Annotated in this window: 14 protein-coding genes; 6 read left to right on the forward strand and 8 right to left on the reverse strand. The window is 39.3% G+C overall.

The genetic code is table 11. The annotated features are described in order from the left end of the window. The first annotated feature begins 78 nt into the window (after positions 1-78). Together O9Z63_RS09065 and O9Z63_RS09070 are read left to right on the forward strand one after the other, a co-directional pair. On the forward strand, positions 79-1572 hold the full coding sequence (locus tag O9Z63_RS09065) for a tyrosine-type recombinase/integrase (protein WP_270128983.1): 1494 nt from the start codon (positions 79-81) through the stop codon (positions 1570-1572). A 102-nt stretch (positions 1573-1674) separates the two neighbouring features. After that, entirely contained in the window at positions 1675-1899 is a 225-nt protein-coding gene (locus tag O9Z63_RS09070; RefSeq protein WP_270128984.1) for a hypothetical protein, read from the forward strand. 79 nt (positions 1900-1978) lie between these two features. Here O9Z63_RS09070 and O9Z63_RS09075 read toward each other — a convergent pair whose 3' ends face one another. Together O9Z63_RS09075 and O9Z63_RS09080 are read right to left on the reverse strand one after the other, a co-directional pair. After that, the gene (locus O9Z63_RS09075) at positions 1979-2761 is read right to left on the reverse strand and encodes a DUF805 domain-containing protein (RefSeq protein ID WP_270128985.1); all 783 of its coding nucleotides are present in this window, start codon (positions 2759-2761) and stop codon (positions 1979-1981) included. Positions 2762-2806: 45 nt separating this feature from the next. Beyond that, positions 2807-3652 carry a toxin-antitoxin system YwqK family antitoxin gene (locus tag O9Z63_RS09080; protein ID WP_270128987.1) on the reverse strand — a complete coding sequence of 282 codons (846 nt, stop codon included), beginning with the start codon at positions 3650-3652 and terminating at the stop codon, positions 2807-2809. 163 nt (positions 3653-3815) lie between these two features. On the opposite strand from O9Z63_RS09080, the gene O9Z63_RS21190 reads away from it, so the two are divergent. Both O9Z63_RS21190 and O9Z63_RS09085 read left to right on the forward strand, forming a co-directional pair. Further along, entirely contained in the window at positions 3816-4061 is a 246-nt protein-coding gene (locus tag O9Z63_RS21190) for a helix-turn-helix domain-containing protein (protein ID WP_408613820.1), read from the forward strand. 178 nt (positions 4062-4239) lie between these two features. After that, a complete protein-coding gene (locus O9Z63_RS09085; RefSeq protein ID WP_270128988.1) occupies positions 4240-4914 on the forward strand; it encodes a tetratricopeptide repeat protein in 675 nt (224 codons plus the stop codon). 1257 nt (positions 4915-6171) lie between these two features. On the opposite strand, the gene O9Z63_RS09090 is transcribed toward O9Z63_RS09085, so the two are convergent. Then, positions 6172-7710, reverse strand: a complete 1539-nt coding sequence (locus O9Z63_RS09090) for a hypothetical protein (protein ID WP_270128989.1) — start codon at positions 7708-7710, stop codon at positions 6172-6174. Positions 7711-8130: 420 nt separating this feature from the next. Here O9Z63_RS09090 and O9Z63_RS09095 point away from each other — a divergent pair, with 420 nt between their 5' ends. Continuing rightward, a complete protein-coding gene (locus tag O9Z63_RS09095) occupies positions 8131-8667 on the forward strand; it encodes a hypothetical protein (RefSeq protein ID WP_270128990.1) in 537 nt (178 codons plus the stop codon). 187 nt (positions 8668-8854) lie between these two features. Here O9Z63_RS09095 and O9Z63_RS09100 read toward each other — a convergent pair whose 3' ends face one another. Together O9Z63_RS09100 and O9Z63_RS09105 are read right to left on the reverse strand one after the other, a co-directional pair. Beyond that, positions 8855-9328 carry a hypothetical protein gene (locus tag O9Z63_RS09100; RefSeq protein ID WP_270128992.1) on the reverse strand — a complete coding sequence of 158 codons (474 nt, stop codon included), beginning with the start codon at positions 9326-9328 and terminating at the stop codon, positions 8855-8857. A 16-nt stretch (positions 9329-9344) separates the two neighbouring features. Further along, complete coding sequence (locus tag O9Z63_RS09105) at positions 9345-10310, reverse strand: ADP-ribosylglycohydrolase family protein (RefSeq protein ID WP_270128993.1); 966 nt, start codon at positions 10308-10310, stop codon at positions 9345-9347. A gap of 353 nt (positions 10311-10663) precedes the next feature. Here O9Z63_RS09105 and O9Z63_RS09110 point away from each other — a divergent pair, with 353 nt between their 5' ends. After that, entirely contained in the window at positions 10664-11134 is a 471-nt protein-coding gene (locus tag O9Z63_RS09110) for a hypothetical protein (RefSeq protein WP_270128994.1), read from the forward strand. A 95-nt stretch (positions 11135-11229) separates the two neighbouring features. Here the strand turns inward: O9Z63_RS09110 and O9Z63_RS09115 are convergent, their stop codons facing one another. The 3 genes from O9Z63_RS09115 to O9Z63_RS09125 all read right to left on the reverse strand — a co-directional run bounded on the left by O9Z63_RS09115 (position 11230) and on the right by O9Z63_RS09125 (position 16191). Further along, positions 11230-11922, reverse strand: a complete 693-nt coding sequence (locus tag O9Z63_RS09115; RefSeq protein WP_270128995.1) for a recombinase family protein — start codon at positions 11920-11922, stop codon at positions 11230-11232. A 673-nt stretch (positions 11923-12595) separates the two neighbouring features. Further along, positions 12596-14221, reverse strand: a complete 1626-nt coding sequence (locus O9Z63_RS09120; RefSeq protein ID WP_270128997.1) for a DUF2357 domain-containing protein — start codon at positions 14219-14221, stop codon at positions 12596-12598. Continuing rightward, a complete protein-coding gene (locus O9Z63_RS09125; RefSeq protein ID WP_270128998.1) occupies positions 14212-16191 on the reverse strand; it encodes an McrB family protein in 1980 nt (659 codons plus the stop codon). Before O9Z63_RS09125 ends, O9Z63_RS09120 begins: the two co-directional genes overlap by 10 nt. Between the last annotated feature and the right edge of the window lie 17 nt (positions 16192-16208).

Genomic DNA, 16208 nt, shown 5'->3' on the forward strand with positions numbered 1-16208 from the left:
ATACAGTATCATAAGCTTTATTATCTTTGTGTATCAACTGCGAATGAGATACTTACACAAGCTTAATAAAGTACTATTATGGGCAAGATTACCTTCAAACCCAGAAACAACGCTAATGGTACACTAGGTGTATCGGTAAACCACTCCCACAAAGCTCAGCTAGACCCTGTACCGTTCCAAAGGAAAGTATCAGGTGTAACTGTCCTGCCAACTGAGATCAATCTAGCTACAGGTCGCATCATAGAGCGTAAAGACGCTGCGTCCCTTAATGAAAAGGTACAGCGTGTTCTATCAGATGTAGAATACTGCATAGCCAAATGCAAAGAGAAGGGTGTAGAACCATTCAAGAAGCACTTAGATGCAGAATGGGAGACTCTACAGCATCTTAGAGCTATCAGAGAGACCACGGTACCACAGGCTAGGAATATTCTAGGTAGAATAGTTGATGTTCTCTATGTGGAGCTAGCAGAGTTGAGAGAGAAGGTTAGGCAGAAGGAAATAGAGATAGAAATAGAAGAGGAAAAGTTAGGGATCAATACTAATAAGCTATTCACCACACACATTGATCTATTCCTGAAGGAAAACAAGATTCTCAAGAAGAATAGTATCAAAAACTACACAGGGTTGAGGGATGCAGTAAAGGAGTGGAAACCTACCCTGAACATTACGGATATCAACAAAAAGACCCTGAATGATTTCAGGGATTGGTTAACCACTGAGAAGAAGATACTCAGTAGGAATGGCAACCCTCTTAAAGATGATGATGGTAACCCTATTCTTGGGTTGCGTAATTCCTCAGTACGGGAACTACTTCAGAAGATGAAGATAGTGTACTATGCCTTTGCTGATAAATTCGGGTATGATATCAGCACTGTTAAGAAGTGGAAATCTGGTTTAAAGAAGCTTGCTAATGATAAAGTGGTGTTCTTAAGCAAAGAAGAGTTACAAGCTGTAACTAATATGGAATATGAGACTGATCAGGAGCGTATACACAAAGACTTCTATGTATTTATGGCTAATACTGGTTTACGCTTTATTGATGCTGTGAGAGTGCGGAAACACCACCTAGAAATGATTGATGGTACTCTTAAAATCAAGATACTTCAGCAGAAGACAACCAAACCAGTAGAGATACCACTAACAGCAGATGCTTTACGTGCTTTAGAATCTCATAACTACAACTTTGAGTTCAGTGAAGAGGCGGGTAAGGGTATCAAGTATACTGCTCAGGTTGGGTACTATATGAATAGGATGATGGAGAGAGCCAACATCTGTAACTATAAGCTGGTGAGAACTAACTTCAAGAATAACATAGCTAAAGAAGATGGTAGCAAGATGAAACGAGAACTGATCTTGAGTCATACAGCGAGAAAGACCTTCATCAATGTTAGCCTGAAGAGTGGTATGGATATCACAGCTATCAGAAAGATTGTTGGTCACTCAGAACTAAATATGATTATGGAATACTATGGTGATGGTTCACTGAATACTGAAGAGATGGGTAAAGCAGGTTGGGAAATGCCTAATCATACCGTAGTTGGCACCGTGACAGGCACTATGAAAATAGCTTAAATTGTTACATGACTTTACCAAACACTCAACTCTTAACGAGTAATATTCAAAATATTATCACTTAATTTGTGCAAACAAAAATACCTCATAACCCACAATAATATGGCAACACCAGACTTAAATAAGCTTCAGCAAATCTTGCAAAATGCAGAAGCTAATGATCAGCGTCTCAATGCTATTAAAAAAGCGTATAGCAAGGTAGAAGCTGCTATGAATGAGTTCTCTGCACTTCTAAGCGATGATTATCAACCTATTAAGAAGGAGCGCAAACCACGAGACCCAAACGCAAAGAAACCGGGAAGACCTCGCAAGCCTACCGCAGAATAACTTGACAAAAGCCCCTCTTATTATGATAAGAGGGGCTTTTTAATTTTGGCATATACTGCTGCTTTGATTTGTAACAGTGTTACTTCGGGCTTGTACCATATCGGTTTGCTCCTTCGTCGCTGGGTGCCAATGCCATCCACAGAAAGTAAAACGGAATTAGTTGATACACTCCACTATTGCCACGGTCATGGCACCTTTTAGTTGCTTGAGCTAGGTTCATCCACCAAACTGGTGCCAGAACAGCAAAGGCGACCATTGTACATGTTGCTATATCATTCGGATCTTGTGAGATTCTATACATAATGAATGCCGTTAAGCAAATAGATATTAGCATCGTGAGTAACATAGTAAGCCAGTATTCGGTACGACGTATTCTGCCTTTCAATGAGAAAGGAGTTGCGAACAACCTCTTCTTACCAGTATTATTGTCGACATCGTCGTCATCTACGTTCTCTAATGATTCCCTGAAACCATCAGGTAAGTCTGACTTATCGAGTACATAGACTTCATCATTATCAGCGAACAAACACTTGGTGCTAAACAATGATATATTCAGGTTAATACATATTTCTATTGTTGCTATGTCACTTTTGTGTTCGGAAAGGTCCACCTCAACTTCATTACGCTCACCATCAGTCAACTCTATATCAATTTGGGTCTCATTCTGCGTGATCTGCCGAAGAATTATTTCAACGTTTACATCGTCATAAGAGAATAAATACTTACACTCATTAGAACTTACTTCTTTATTCAAAAGCTCAAAATCTTCTCCCAGTGCAGGTAAATTTTCTACAGATATACGCGCTACAATCAGTGCGTGTGAGGTATCTGTTTTGTGACGAAGGCTTTTTACTTTAAGCATCTTTATTCATTTTTGTTTTTTAAAATATTATAATCACTTCTAAGATTACAGGTCTTGATTTCCTATTATTTCATTCGAATCAGATATGTAAGTTATGTGGCTAATATTGTTTGCTCCAACTATAAGCTCCTTACCAATCATCACTTTACGGGCTACTGCATCTGTATACTTGAACCTAACAAAGCGTACTTTCGGCAAATCAGGATTGGTTTGATGAAACTCTTCTACTAAGTCATGCAACTTACTTACTGCTTCTCTTGATAATGACTTGACATTACTTATTCCATCAATTCCATCATGTTCCCTAGCACTATGATGATCGAGTATAGTGTACCGAACTTCACCTGATAACAATCCATTATCGCTACTACCTGTATATGGGTCATTGCCATTTGTAAAGTATTCTATTGTATTCTCATTCTCATCCATCTTTACAATCTCCTCCACCACACCATTCTTATAATTTGTTTCCGTACGTAACACATCTTGGTAGTATTCCTGTATTTGTGAGACATCACCATAAACATCATATCGTGTCCATTCCCCTACTCGTGCTCCATGTTCGTATTGACTTTTAAGCTCCGTTATTCCATCTCTATAGTAGTCATAGACAACTCCATGTAGTTTATTATTCACCAATGAGTAACGTCTTTTCACAGTTGGTCCATCACCGTAATACTCTTCTAGGTGACGAGTGGGCAGATCCTCTTCTTGCTGCTCTACTCCTCCCATATCAGCACTTTCCGAGTACGCTTCGAGATCAGCATCTCGCTCCCCACCATCTTCGCTGTTGTTCTGTTGAGTGGTTTCCGCTAGCTCCTTAATAGATGACTCAACATTGTCACATCCAAAGAGAACTATAACAGAAAATAGGGTACTTAATGTCTTCATTTTCATGAATCAATCTTTCAATGATTAATAGATGTTGGGGAAAAAATGATGTGAAGTATCGAAGCAGGCTGTTGCATAAGCCCCTGCTCATAATACAAATCTAACGAGCTTTGGGTGCATTTATGCGCCCAACATCCACTTTTGGGGTGGGGAGCTTGCTGGGGTGAAGAATCCAGCAGGCGTTAAACTTTTCGGGGCTCACCTACGCTCCTTGCGGGTGACTAAAGGATGGAGCCAGCAAATGTTAGCTGATGTCGCTAACGTGGAGAAATCCACCATCAAGCGCATCGAAACCGCAGCGTTCAGTCCTACGCTAGATGTACTGATTTCCTTGTGTCGGGCACTTGAGCTGGAAATGGGCGACTTTATGAGTTGCGCTGATATCACACAAGTGGATTCTAGCATATGATATAGTGATGTGCATGGTCACATTATTATTATAGCAAGCTTCGCAGCAAGTATAGAGCAATACTAACACAAATTCTACTTAGCAACATACTATTTTTACACCGATTACTGTTAGCATCAGTTGCCGTGAACCCCATAGCGGGCGATCAGCTGGTAGCACATCCCAATCATCCATCGTCTTGAATTACAACATCTATTGCGCTACGTTGTCAATATCATTGATCACTTCATCAATACTGTTGCTATCTGGTTGCTCACCCAAAGGTCCTCTCCCGAAACATGAAAGTGTTTTGCGGGCACTTACCGAAAAGCGCTACGAAGCAGCCATTAGCAAGCTGGACAGCCTGATTGCTCACCAGCCAGACAGTATGCAACACTACATGCTCAGGGGGTACGCTCAGGACGAGTTGCAGAACTATGCAGCGGGAATTGCCGATTTCACCACTGCCATCCAACTAGATTCATCATCAGCGACAGCCTACAACAACAGGGGGTATGCCTACTACCTGTCAGACCAGCCTCAGCTAGCTGAACAAGATTACACTCGTGCTATCCGTATAGACTCTACCTTCTCTCCTACCCTTGGTAGCCGAGCGCTGTTGTATGTAGCTCAAAGCAAATACTCACTAGCTATACAAGATCTAGACTGTGCGCTAACCCTTGGAGATACCCTAAACTCAACTTACTATAACCTAAAAGGATACAGCGAATTGCAGTTAGGAAACCTCAATGCTGCTGTCCAATCTTTAGACAAAGCATTGATGCTGGATCCTGCTTATACTGATGCTCGCATTCACCGACAAGTAGCTGTCTTTCAGATACAGGAAAATCTTCGGCATCAAAGGTCCCGATGAACGTATACACAGGAATAGTACAATGGTCGAGTGATGGTGATAGGATTCTACACACTGGGGTGTAACCTATCAATCTTCACAACTCGTGATATAGCCTTGCTCATGAATACTCAGCTGGCTACATCACTATTTTCATCCCTGCACTCGAACCCCACCAGATCGTATAGTTCATGGTAGACTACCTCGCTTAGATCAAAATTTTTCAATCCTCTGAATAAAAGCAGTCGTGATGAGTGAGCCTTGGTGCTCATTTATGGTAGCCGGTAAGTAGATAGCCAAAATGATGTAGAGAATATCAAATGCTACACTATGTCCCGGAATTTAACATCCATAGCAATCTATGGTGCTTTTCATCATCGTAGTAGTTGCAATAATCAACATCATAAATATAATTATTTCACGTTTGGAGGTACAGGTGGCTTACCTTGTACCTCCAAACGTACATTTTGTACCTCCAAACGGACATTCTGTACCTCCAAACGGACATTCTGTACCTCGACCACGTACATTCTGTACCTCCAAACGTACATTCTGTACCTCCAAACGTACATTTTGTACCTCGAAAACCGCATAACACATTTACAATCAATTAGTTATTGCAACCGTAATAACTATAAGAAGATAAGTAAGTATAACAGCTACAATCTCCGCAGTCGTTTTTTTGATTTTTGATTTTTATTAAAAGATAGTTAAGCCTTCATACGACAAGGCTTGCCTAATGCTTGTTTTTAGCATCTTTTAAGCCCTCTGTTGACAGATCTCGCCCTTGGGCTAGTCCTCGCCTAGGCAAATACTATTGGTGCCTACACAACGCAAATATTCAACTATTCGGAAAGACGGTTAATTATTCTTATCACACCTTATAGTATAGCATGGTGCCTTATCCTGACTGGTTCTGCTTTATCAAGCGTTGACATCAAAACTTCAGCGGGTTATCGCTAAATATTCTATATGATTATTCCAAGCAATAAGTGAGAATACATTTCTCAAATCAGTTGCTTGTTGTGTAACTTCAATCATTCTACAATCATTCATCGTCTTGAATTACAACCGCCATTTCACTTCGGTATCAACATTATTGATTACTCTGTAAATACTCCTACTATCTGGTTGCTCACCTAAGAGTCTTCTCCCGAAACATGAAAGTGTTTTGCGGGCACTTACCGAAAAGCGCTACGAAGCAGCCATTAACAAGCTGGATATCCTGATTGCTCACCAGCCAGACAGTGTATTCAATAGTATTATTGTCGTGTTTTTTTATTTAAATATTGGTTTTAAGCCCAAATCAGCAAAAGCTTTCAAGATTATCTTTTTAGCCTCTTGTTCTTCGCGTCTGAGGACCATAAAAGAATCATGGATCGTTACTACTTGAGTGATACCGTTGGCTTTAAGGGCTTTTATTACAACGCCGTAAACCACATTGGCTTCTAGACGCTGCGCTAGCAATGCATTGTTAGCGTAATATTTAATCTTTTTTGACTTATCTGCACCTCTTGGAAAGTCCCACTTCAACTGCTTGATGTTGCGGAACAGTTTATACAGATTAGGAAATTCTGTTTTAAACATCTCAAAGCACTGCTGTGTGAATAACCTTGTTTCAACACGCTTCAACTTTTGTTCAGCTACTGCAACTGCCTCCACTGCATTATTCGACTCACATTGCTGCCCATTAACTAGCAAAGTTTCGCATTTATTCTTTATCCGCGTCAATTCCTTTTGATGACGCACAACAGAACGCTCGCATTTCGCCAAGCTCAACTTTTCTTTCTTTTCGTAATCAGAAAAAAAGGCACGGTAGCAGATTCGTTTTGCTTGGTCTCTCGTGAAAGAAGCGTTATACCTCTTGTTATATGCATCTGCGAGGTACTCATAGATACCGTAACGATCAGCAGTGTTATGCTTTTCATCAGCACACAACTGGCGAAACTTGATTACATCATCCTCGTATTCTACCTGTTGGAAAAACGATATCGCTTCATGACACTCGGGTACAAACCGCTTGATTAGATATGCATTCACAATGCTCAGGAACCACGGCTGTGAACTGACTATATCTAACTCAGCTAATTCCTCCTCGGGCTCCCCATCGAAACGCACCCGTTTGCGTAAGTTTTTGATAATAGTGGTAATGAGTCCATGTAAACGTCCTGCAAACAAGCAGACGGTGGGTTCCAGTACAGGCGAGTAGTTAAACCGATCAATGATGGCGGAAGCAAGTGCCTCTGAATAGATATCACCCCTTCTCTCGCAGTCATTCTTGATGATTTCACGCGTAACAGCATCGTCTACCAACATCAGCTTATCCATGTTATCAATTACTAGCTGGCGGTATTCATCTATGACGCTATTCTTATAATTGATGCGATTCAATGCACCAATTTTGGTATAAACTACTTTACTAGTTTTCTTATCAACACTTTCTATATGTTTCTTAACAAATAGCTTATCATTAGATAGGAGTCTTTTGGGTATACGGTAAGATTTTGCTGTTTTAGCTGTTTTTGAGTAGAAACCATACTCTTTAAACACCCCTTCTGGCGATACCTGATTTACCTCTAACAATTCCGCATTTATCAATAAATCAATCACCAACTTATATCGGTTGCCGAAAATTGATTCTAATTTAAGAGAATGTATCTGTGTATAACCGTCAGGATTATTAGCCAACTTCAATCTAATCAAATCTTGACACAATACAGTATAAAGGATAGCAACGTAATGTGTTACCTTTGCTATTGGCTTGTTACAACCTACTAGTGAATAGTTTAGGTGATCAATACTCAGATTAGGAGGCATGAAATAGTACTTACGGTTCGTTATCATACATATTATATATGTTGATCATATAATAGTTTTAATTAATTCATCTTTTTCTTTATAATTAGCTCACACCCGACACCACTACGCTGGTACTGCGTAGTGTCGGTGATACATTTACATTGTATGTAAGTTATACAGTGACTAGTAGAACAGTATACATTCTTACACTATGTCCGATAAAATGATGCCTGTAAAAACGAAGCAATCTTACAAACCCAGATCATACTTTATGTGAGAATATTTTTTGTTTATAATATTATTTTATCCCACTATCAGTAGTTAAGCCAGATTAGGCTTCTCAATTCAACTCTAATGCAGATCAATCAAATTAATGAAAATATTTATTTGCATTGTAGATAACATTATAATACCTTTGTGAAAAATATCTACAAAATCATGAATATTGAACAAACAACAATCATTTCTCTAAACGAGTTATTTACCTTTCTAGTTACTGCTCAACTGTCAGTTGATGACGATCCTACTATCTATGTAACCAAAACGGATGATGTATATAATTTAGCAACTGAATACGCTACTGCACAGCTCGATATGTATGATGCAGAAGATGTGCTTTACAATTTATGTGCATTACCCCAATGCCTTGAAGACGAAGAGTTTGGCTACTGCCTCTGGGATATAATGTTTGCTTTTGAGGATGAGTATCCACAGATTCAACCAAATCTTCCTATTAAAATAGTAGAGACCCTGATTGATTGGATAAAAATGAGGAGTGAAGCGCCGTTTGTTTTTAAAAAAAACAAGAAAATCCATGCAGTTGTGCTTGGCAAGCAATCTTCCAGCTCTTTCTTCATACCAATAACCATGTCAACATGGTTAAATGACAACTTTCTAAAATTTAATAAATCGTATCCTTACGAAAGCGCATTTGGCTTGATGCGTTCTCATAAAATTTCATCGGTATTAGGTTAACATAAGATAATTCATCTTCGCTTTGATGCATATTAAAGACACAATTTTTGCATATATCATTGCAGCGATTTGACCAGTATTTTACAAACCCCAACACCAGAAATCCTACTGGTGTTGGGGTTTCTCTCTGTAGCGGGCTCTTTGCTAGTTATCCTAATCAAGTAAATACTGCACAGGACGATTGAGTCTAGTAGCCATACATCACCGGAATAGGCTGCATCCGTACCACAAAGTATTTCTGGCTACAACTTATTGCGACTCGGTATCTCTCACCATCCTCCTGAGCCTCACAATGCCCCTTTACCGAACTATTAAACATAGACCAGATATACATTGCAATCCGTTTAGGATCACGTTGAAGGTTGATGAGTTCAGTACTCATCCCTATTAGTTCAATACTTTGTGCTTGGTCGGAGTGATAGAGTTTATCCCTCTCATCCATTGCCTTATTATGCAAAGTGGCATCCAGCAACATTGCAACATCAAGCACTACTGGCTGAACCTTGGGATTGGTTACTCTCCGTTTTTCGTAGAGTAATTTTGCATATTCCTCATTCAACCGTTTCAAGTCACATGCTGGCTTGAATGCAGGTGAAGGTCTTTGGCTGTAAGCATCTACTGCGAACAATAGAATACCAATCAGTAATAAAGATTTAGGCATAAACCAACAACGTTGATCATGCCCATATTCTTGCGATGAACCGATCCGCCAAATCTTCAATATCATCACGTCTAGCTACTACTTGCAGCCATGCTGGAATGATGATATCAATTTCGTTTGCGGCAAGCACACTTAACGGCGCTACCACAGCTGCTGTGGTGTCGGTATCGTTCCCAAGATTCACGGCTGCCAGCGCTGTGTCGGTAAACCCTACATGCTTCAGCAAGCACCAGACTGACGCTTCTAAGGTGTGAATCACATAGCCTGATGATTGGATCTGGCTTACTGGCAATAGATGTAAGTTTCCATCCAGCACTTGGGTGAAGTGCTCTAACTCGTGTGTCAACTCATGCGAAAGCGTTGACGAAATGCTATCACAAACATGTGTGTACGCTTGCATCTTATCTACTCCCTGCAAGAGTTGGTCTGCGAGTTCAAGGTAGATGAAACAGGCTAGCGCAGAACGAGGGTGCCGGTGGGTCACACTGGCAACCTGACCGATGAGCTTTTGCCGTTCTGATGCGTTTCCTGCTTGATACAAGGGGTGCAGCAGCAGCGGCAGGATTCTCATCAGAGCCCCATTGCCATTGTCATACTCACCAGAGCCACCAGCTTCTTCAGCACGACACCCTTCCCGCATTCGCTCAATAGCAGCACGAGTGGCGATACCCACATCGAATACCCCATCAACGGTCCAGTAATCAAAGTCGAGCCAATTCTGGAAGCGCCTACCTAGATCATCTACATCAATATGATCAGGTCCAGCATGGATGAAGGATTCTATGGTCGCAGCGGTGAGCGAAAAATCATCACTCCATGTGCCAGCTGGTTGATCAAACGTCCCATGCCCCCTCATGCCAGTAACAGGATCCATCTCTCGCGCATACCGTGGCTCAAATTCTACTGGTACTCCTAATGCATCAGCAGTAGCAATGGCTAGTAGCAATCGCTTGGTTACCGTGGTGATCCTGTCTTTGTTCATATCAAAGTTTAAAGTTCTCCTTCTATACCCATCTCACCAGATTAAGGCATTATTCAATAGACAATGGACTGAAACAGACCTTATACATTATATATATAGGTAAACTGTATCAATCAATGTCTTATAAAGTTAAGCACTATTATAATAATGAAGAATATATTACGCGCAAGCAAATAGCCGAATTATACAATATCTCTTTAACCCGACTACAACGCTTACTGGCGAAAGCCAATCTTACTGTTATCGTTGAAGGCACCCGCTTTTACTTCCTTCTACGCGACGTACAGACTCTATTTTTAAAAAAATAATTCCTATCAATGAATCATACATCCATATCATCGCTCACATCTACTATGCAACACCTAAAAACGTATGAAGCTTATGAAGCGGAAGTTGCCCTCCAAAACATTTCACAGCAGGATCTTGCTGCGTTGGCTGTTGCCCCTGAAGATACTCCCGTAATAAATGCGGAAGCCTTCTTTTATTATCTGCATGATGTTTATGGTATCAGCTTAGCTAAACTACCAGCAGGGTTTGGCTTCACTCAGCAGGGAGCCAAAATCTCCTTGGTCTTCGGTGGCATCCCTGATCTTACGACTCTGCTTATCTTCTTCTCCGTGGTTCAAACAAAGCTCACAGCACTCAAGCTAGAAGGAATTAACCAAGTTACATTCAATGCTGGTACACCAGATGAAGTAGTATACTATAATGTATCATCAATACTGAAACCTCATGCGACCCTTATACCAACTATCCTTGATCATGTTCAGACCATCCATACCCACATGCTGAAAGATGAGCTCGATAATGGTAAGGTGAGCTGATCACCACTACAAGTTGTTAAGAAGCGAGTGGCACTAATGCAGGCTTGTTCCCAATACCTACAATGCCGACAATGGTATGTTGCCTATTCAACGTATTACATAGGCAACGTACTCACGCTTCTACCCGCAACTAAAAGCCTTTGTACAGCAGAGTGATAAAATGGTTTACCACGTCGAGTTCTAAACCCAGCTTCATTCAACTCGCTGACGATTTGCTGTAGAGAGCACCCTTGGGCTTGAAGCAATGAGCAAAGTTTTGCTGCCTGTTTGTTCTGAGGATTTTCGCGAGCATTCTTTTGGCGTACCTCTTTCCCCTTGTTACGGGCAGCGTCAGTTAGATTTTGAGAGGTACCAAGCTTGGCACCACGGGCTTTTTTTGCCGCAAGTGCATCCTTGGTTCGTTTGCTGATAGTTTCACGCTCGTGCTGAGCAATCACAGCAAACAGTCCAACTGTGAGTGTGTTCGCATCCGGCATGTCGCAGCACACGAAATCAACCCCAGCGTCGCGAAGTGCGAAGATGAAGCCAGCATTACGGGACAGACGATCTAGCTTGGCAATAAGAAGGGTAGCCTTTTGAGACTGCGCAGAAGCGATGGCAGCTTGCAGCTGTGGTCGAGAATCCTTCTTTCCGCTCTCAATCTCCACGTACTCTTCAATTACTTGAGATTGGTCATGCACAAAAGATCGCACCGCTGCTTGTTGGGCTTCTAATCCCAAACCTGAATTGCCCTGCTTTTGAGTGGACACTCGGTAGTAAGTAATATATCTTCTTGCGTGATTAATCATGTATCAGTTAATGCTCACACAAAGATACGTCGAATGCGCATTACTTAAACGTGCATCTATGTAATGCGCACAAATGTACTTTATCAATATATCGCTATAATCGCGTCTTTTTAGTAAACCTACTGTGGGCTTGATCTCAAAATTTAATTCATTCGCTGTCGAACACCCTGTTAACCTTCATTCTCCTGATCAAAGATGCCACAGAGATCTTTACCTCTCTCCCAAATGCAGCAGAAATTTCACTGTAACGCTCCTTGCTAATGGCAATTTCAATATCCCCATCAATAATAAGCCACCACCCAGAATCACTAGATCGTAGTGAACAGTCACGATCTGAATAACTCTTTATAGTATCTATAATGTTCATGTATTGTTTATGTTTTTTTGGACTAGTATTTTCATTCAGCAGTTAAAGTAGATAAATATACTTATTATATATTCTTTAAGCCCCTGCCCCTAATCAACTATCATTTTGATTTGCATCTGCCATTAGAATACAGCTAAATAACGCTTTCATAGTCGCTGACAATATTGATGGATGGATGAGTATGAAACTTTTGCTACATACTGACAAAGCTCATTTCTAACGTGTAAAAGTTCTAGCACGACATGTACTAACCAGTCAAATCCCAAAAGCTACAAGCTTCTATATTATTTTGAGTGTTGCCGACTCTCATTTAAGCATTTCTTCTACTACAGCAGAATAGTATCCATCATCTAACCCTGGCTTAAATGAGTAAATACCAAAATCAAAATTACTTTTATATGATGTCATTAATAATCTATCAGGCATTTTGTCGATATCTTTCCAATCATCGGATCTCAACCCACCTATCACATATGGACTCAGTATAAATGCTTTTTTATTAATTTCTACCTCAGTACTTATGATTGAATCTTTATACTTATGTAGATCCGCAATTGCTTCGTTCAAAGATGAGGCAACCCTATATTTGGCGTCTAGAATCACAAGCACCAGTGATTTATTGCCTTTGTTTTCCTCAAGCGTAATATCTGGTCTCATTTCAACAGAATAAGATATAATACTATCTGCCCTTGATACAGAGAATGGCTTAAATGTTCTTTGAAATGAAATAGATTTTCCTGAGGCAATATTTATTGTTATAGAAAGATTATCTTTTAATCTAGGAATTATTCCCTTATCGTCTCTTACAAATAATGAAGAGAGGTCAGGTATACTATAGCCAAAATTATTTGTCAAAACAGACAATATCTTAACAAAACACCATACCTCATATAAATCATATGTTCGAGCTACAGGTATACCTACATCAGCTTTTAGATGAAAGTCCACCCCGGCAAAAAATCTTTTTAACAAAGAATATGATTCTTTGTACCCATTAGCTTTTTGAAATATAGAAGTCAGTCCTCTATCTTCTTTAGAAGGCGTGACATTTTGAAACATATGCAATCTAGTTAGAGAAGACAATACAGATTTATATTGCTCAGCGCGAAGTATCCATAATTCGATATCCCCTTCCCCTTCAGCTACCTTTGAGCCAGCACGACGTTTACTTAGATTAAGTTCATTGAGCTTATTCTTGCAACGGTTAATAGCACTAATGATAACAATGATTTTACCTAACAAATAACGATGTTCGTAAATGTTATGAACATCCTGATAGGGTGATTCCCATACCTTGGAAGGAATATACCTACCATGCTTATCAATAGCTACACCTCTTCTAAAAGAAGAATTAAGGTCTCCAGGAGTTATTCTTCTCGCCTTTGAAACATCGATTTGGCGCTTTTCATTCAAATCTAAGTTAGTCTTAGCATTTTTTGAAATCAACATTATACTACTTTGCAATGCAGACAAATATTGTTTGCAATTAGCCAAAAATAAAAATGGAAAGCGCTCTGCATTAAATGAGTGCGACATTGATTTGTCAATATTTGACAAAGAATATATCGTTTTAATTGCACTAAATATATCCTTAAGCATGACATCATATTCTTTCCTGATCAGCTTACTAACCGATGTATTAATATATATTTTTGATAAAACAACTTGCTTATTGTTGACAGTTAGCTCAATTGCAACTTCACCTGAATAGAAACCAGTCGACCAAACCCACTTAATTATGGAATCAGACAAAATATCTCTTGACTGTCTGTAACCATTCACATAAAGCTCCATCGAGAGGAGCGAATGCTTTGATGAGTTTTCTAGAATAAATGTATATTCATCTGATTCCCTAAAGAAGTTGGAATCATAGTCGTATGAGCTAATCATTAATAATTGCCCATCACTTGTCCGTTTGACTGTTAATTCCAAAAGTGAAACCCCCCAATTTCTGATTGCTGTTTAAAATTATCTACCACATCATGACTTTCACTGTAGGGTTTGAGTAATTCACTCAATTGTTCCACCATATCACGGTGTTTTTCGTCACCTTTTATTTTCGGCAGCACTTTTTGCATGATGTTAATATCAATGCATTCATTTATTGAAAAGCCTAAACCTTCTTTGTTGTTATAAACAATGTACTCATATATTTCTTTGAATGTCCTGTATCCAAACTGCATATGATATCCCGCGAGTATATTGTATAAATTCTCGAGTATATTATATACCTCATCAAAATCTTCAGCAGTTAAATACTCACCTACGAAAACCTTTCCTAATCTTGATCGATGCTCGGACAAATTTATATTACTCATTGTTATAACATCAACTCTGTCAAGAACTTTATCTGAAAACATTTTTACTGTATCGTCTACATTTATTGTTCCGATTATAAATAAATTTGATGGAAATACAATGGCTTTAAGAACACCACTCTTCTCTAGTTCCGCATCATTATGAAGCATTATAGGTTGTTTAGATTCAATACTACTTAATACTTCCGCAAAATAGTATTCGACTCTTTGTAGATTCATTTCATCTAAACACATCACAAAAATAGCATCCGGCTCTTTTCTAGCTTTTAAAATAAATTCTAGAAGAGGTCCATTAACCCACTTTCTATCAATTATATTATAATAACCTAATAAATGAGAACTATCCATCCAATCAGGTTTGACAGCAACCATCATGTAATAAGGGTTCTCTTTCTCCAACTTGAATCCTCCTAAATGCTCCTTATAAAGAGCATCTGCATATACTTTAGAAAACATACTTTTGCCAGTCCCAGAAACACCAGCTAAAACCACAAAGTGTTTATAACCTCTAGAATTTAGAGATGCATGTATTTTCTTAATTTGAAGATCAGAACAAGTATACTCACTATCATTAAAATAATCCAGTATACTGTTTATATTTTTATTAGGAATCCATTTCACGCTTTCATCAAATTCTGCATCCAATGCTTCGCCATACTGCTCCCGCCACTCAGCAGCAGATAGATTTTCGTCAAAAGCTGGCTTTTGTGAAAGCAAGGCATCAACCATACCATTGTAGGCAGGATTTAACTTATATGTATTACTGCCACCAGCATCCTCAATAAGGGCAGGAAATATATTCAGCTTATCACTAAAATGAACACCCGCTCTTCCAATAAAATATTTAGCTGACGCTTGCACTTTTCTATCGTCTTCACCATATTCCTCAATTAACTTAGCAGGATCTTCTGACTTTTGTTTTTTCCTAAATGACAATATTTCACGCACGCAATCATCTATGTTGTCCATAGACTTAACACGGAAAACAAATCTTCTTATTTCCTCAGCAGTTATATAATTTCCAACCCCTCTAAATATTTTCAAAAATGACCAATAAGGAAACACTTTAAAATCACTACCCTCTCTAGCAAACAGAGCATTTTGAGGATTGTCAATATAATATTGCATCAAACTTTCCACTAAAAATTTAGGAAGAGTTTGAAGAAATCCTGGAGCACTATTTAGTAACGCATATACTTGTCGACCTTTCGGAGTCACTGTCAGTATAGTGTCTGCCCCTGTTTTTTCTCTAAATAACCAACCAGCTTCTTCATATACCTTTATAGCAGTCTGGAATTTACCTCCATTCCGCTCAGAAGTCTTCTTTGTGATATCAGCATATGCTTGATCAATGAGCACTTTACTTTTATCAAAATCTTTACCATCGTATTGACAAGCAATCATAAACATGTTAATAGCCAACTGGGTCAGTAAGCTATCCTGAGCAAATCGCCAATAATCATCAGAAGCACTCGTGGATTGGACTGTATCATTAGAGGCACTTTTTACTTCACTAGCCTGCTCTGTGGCTACGCCAGAAGCCGTAGCAAAAATCGTCTCCTTTTGCGTTTCTTGTGTGCTCATGACTGAACTTATGATTT

Source organism: Hymenobacter yonginensis (assembly GCF_027625995.1).
Classification (GTDB): Bacteria; Bacteroidota; Bacteroidia; order Cytophagales; family Hymenobacteraceae; genus Hymenobacter; species Hymenobacter yonginensis.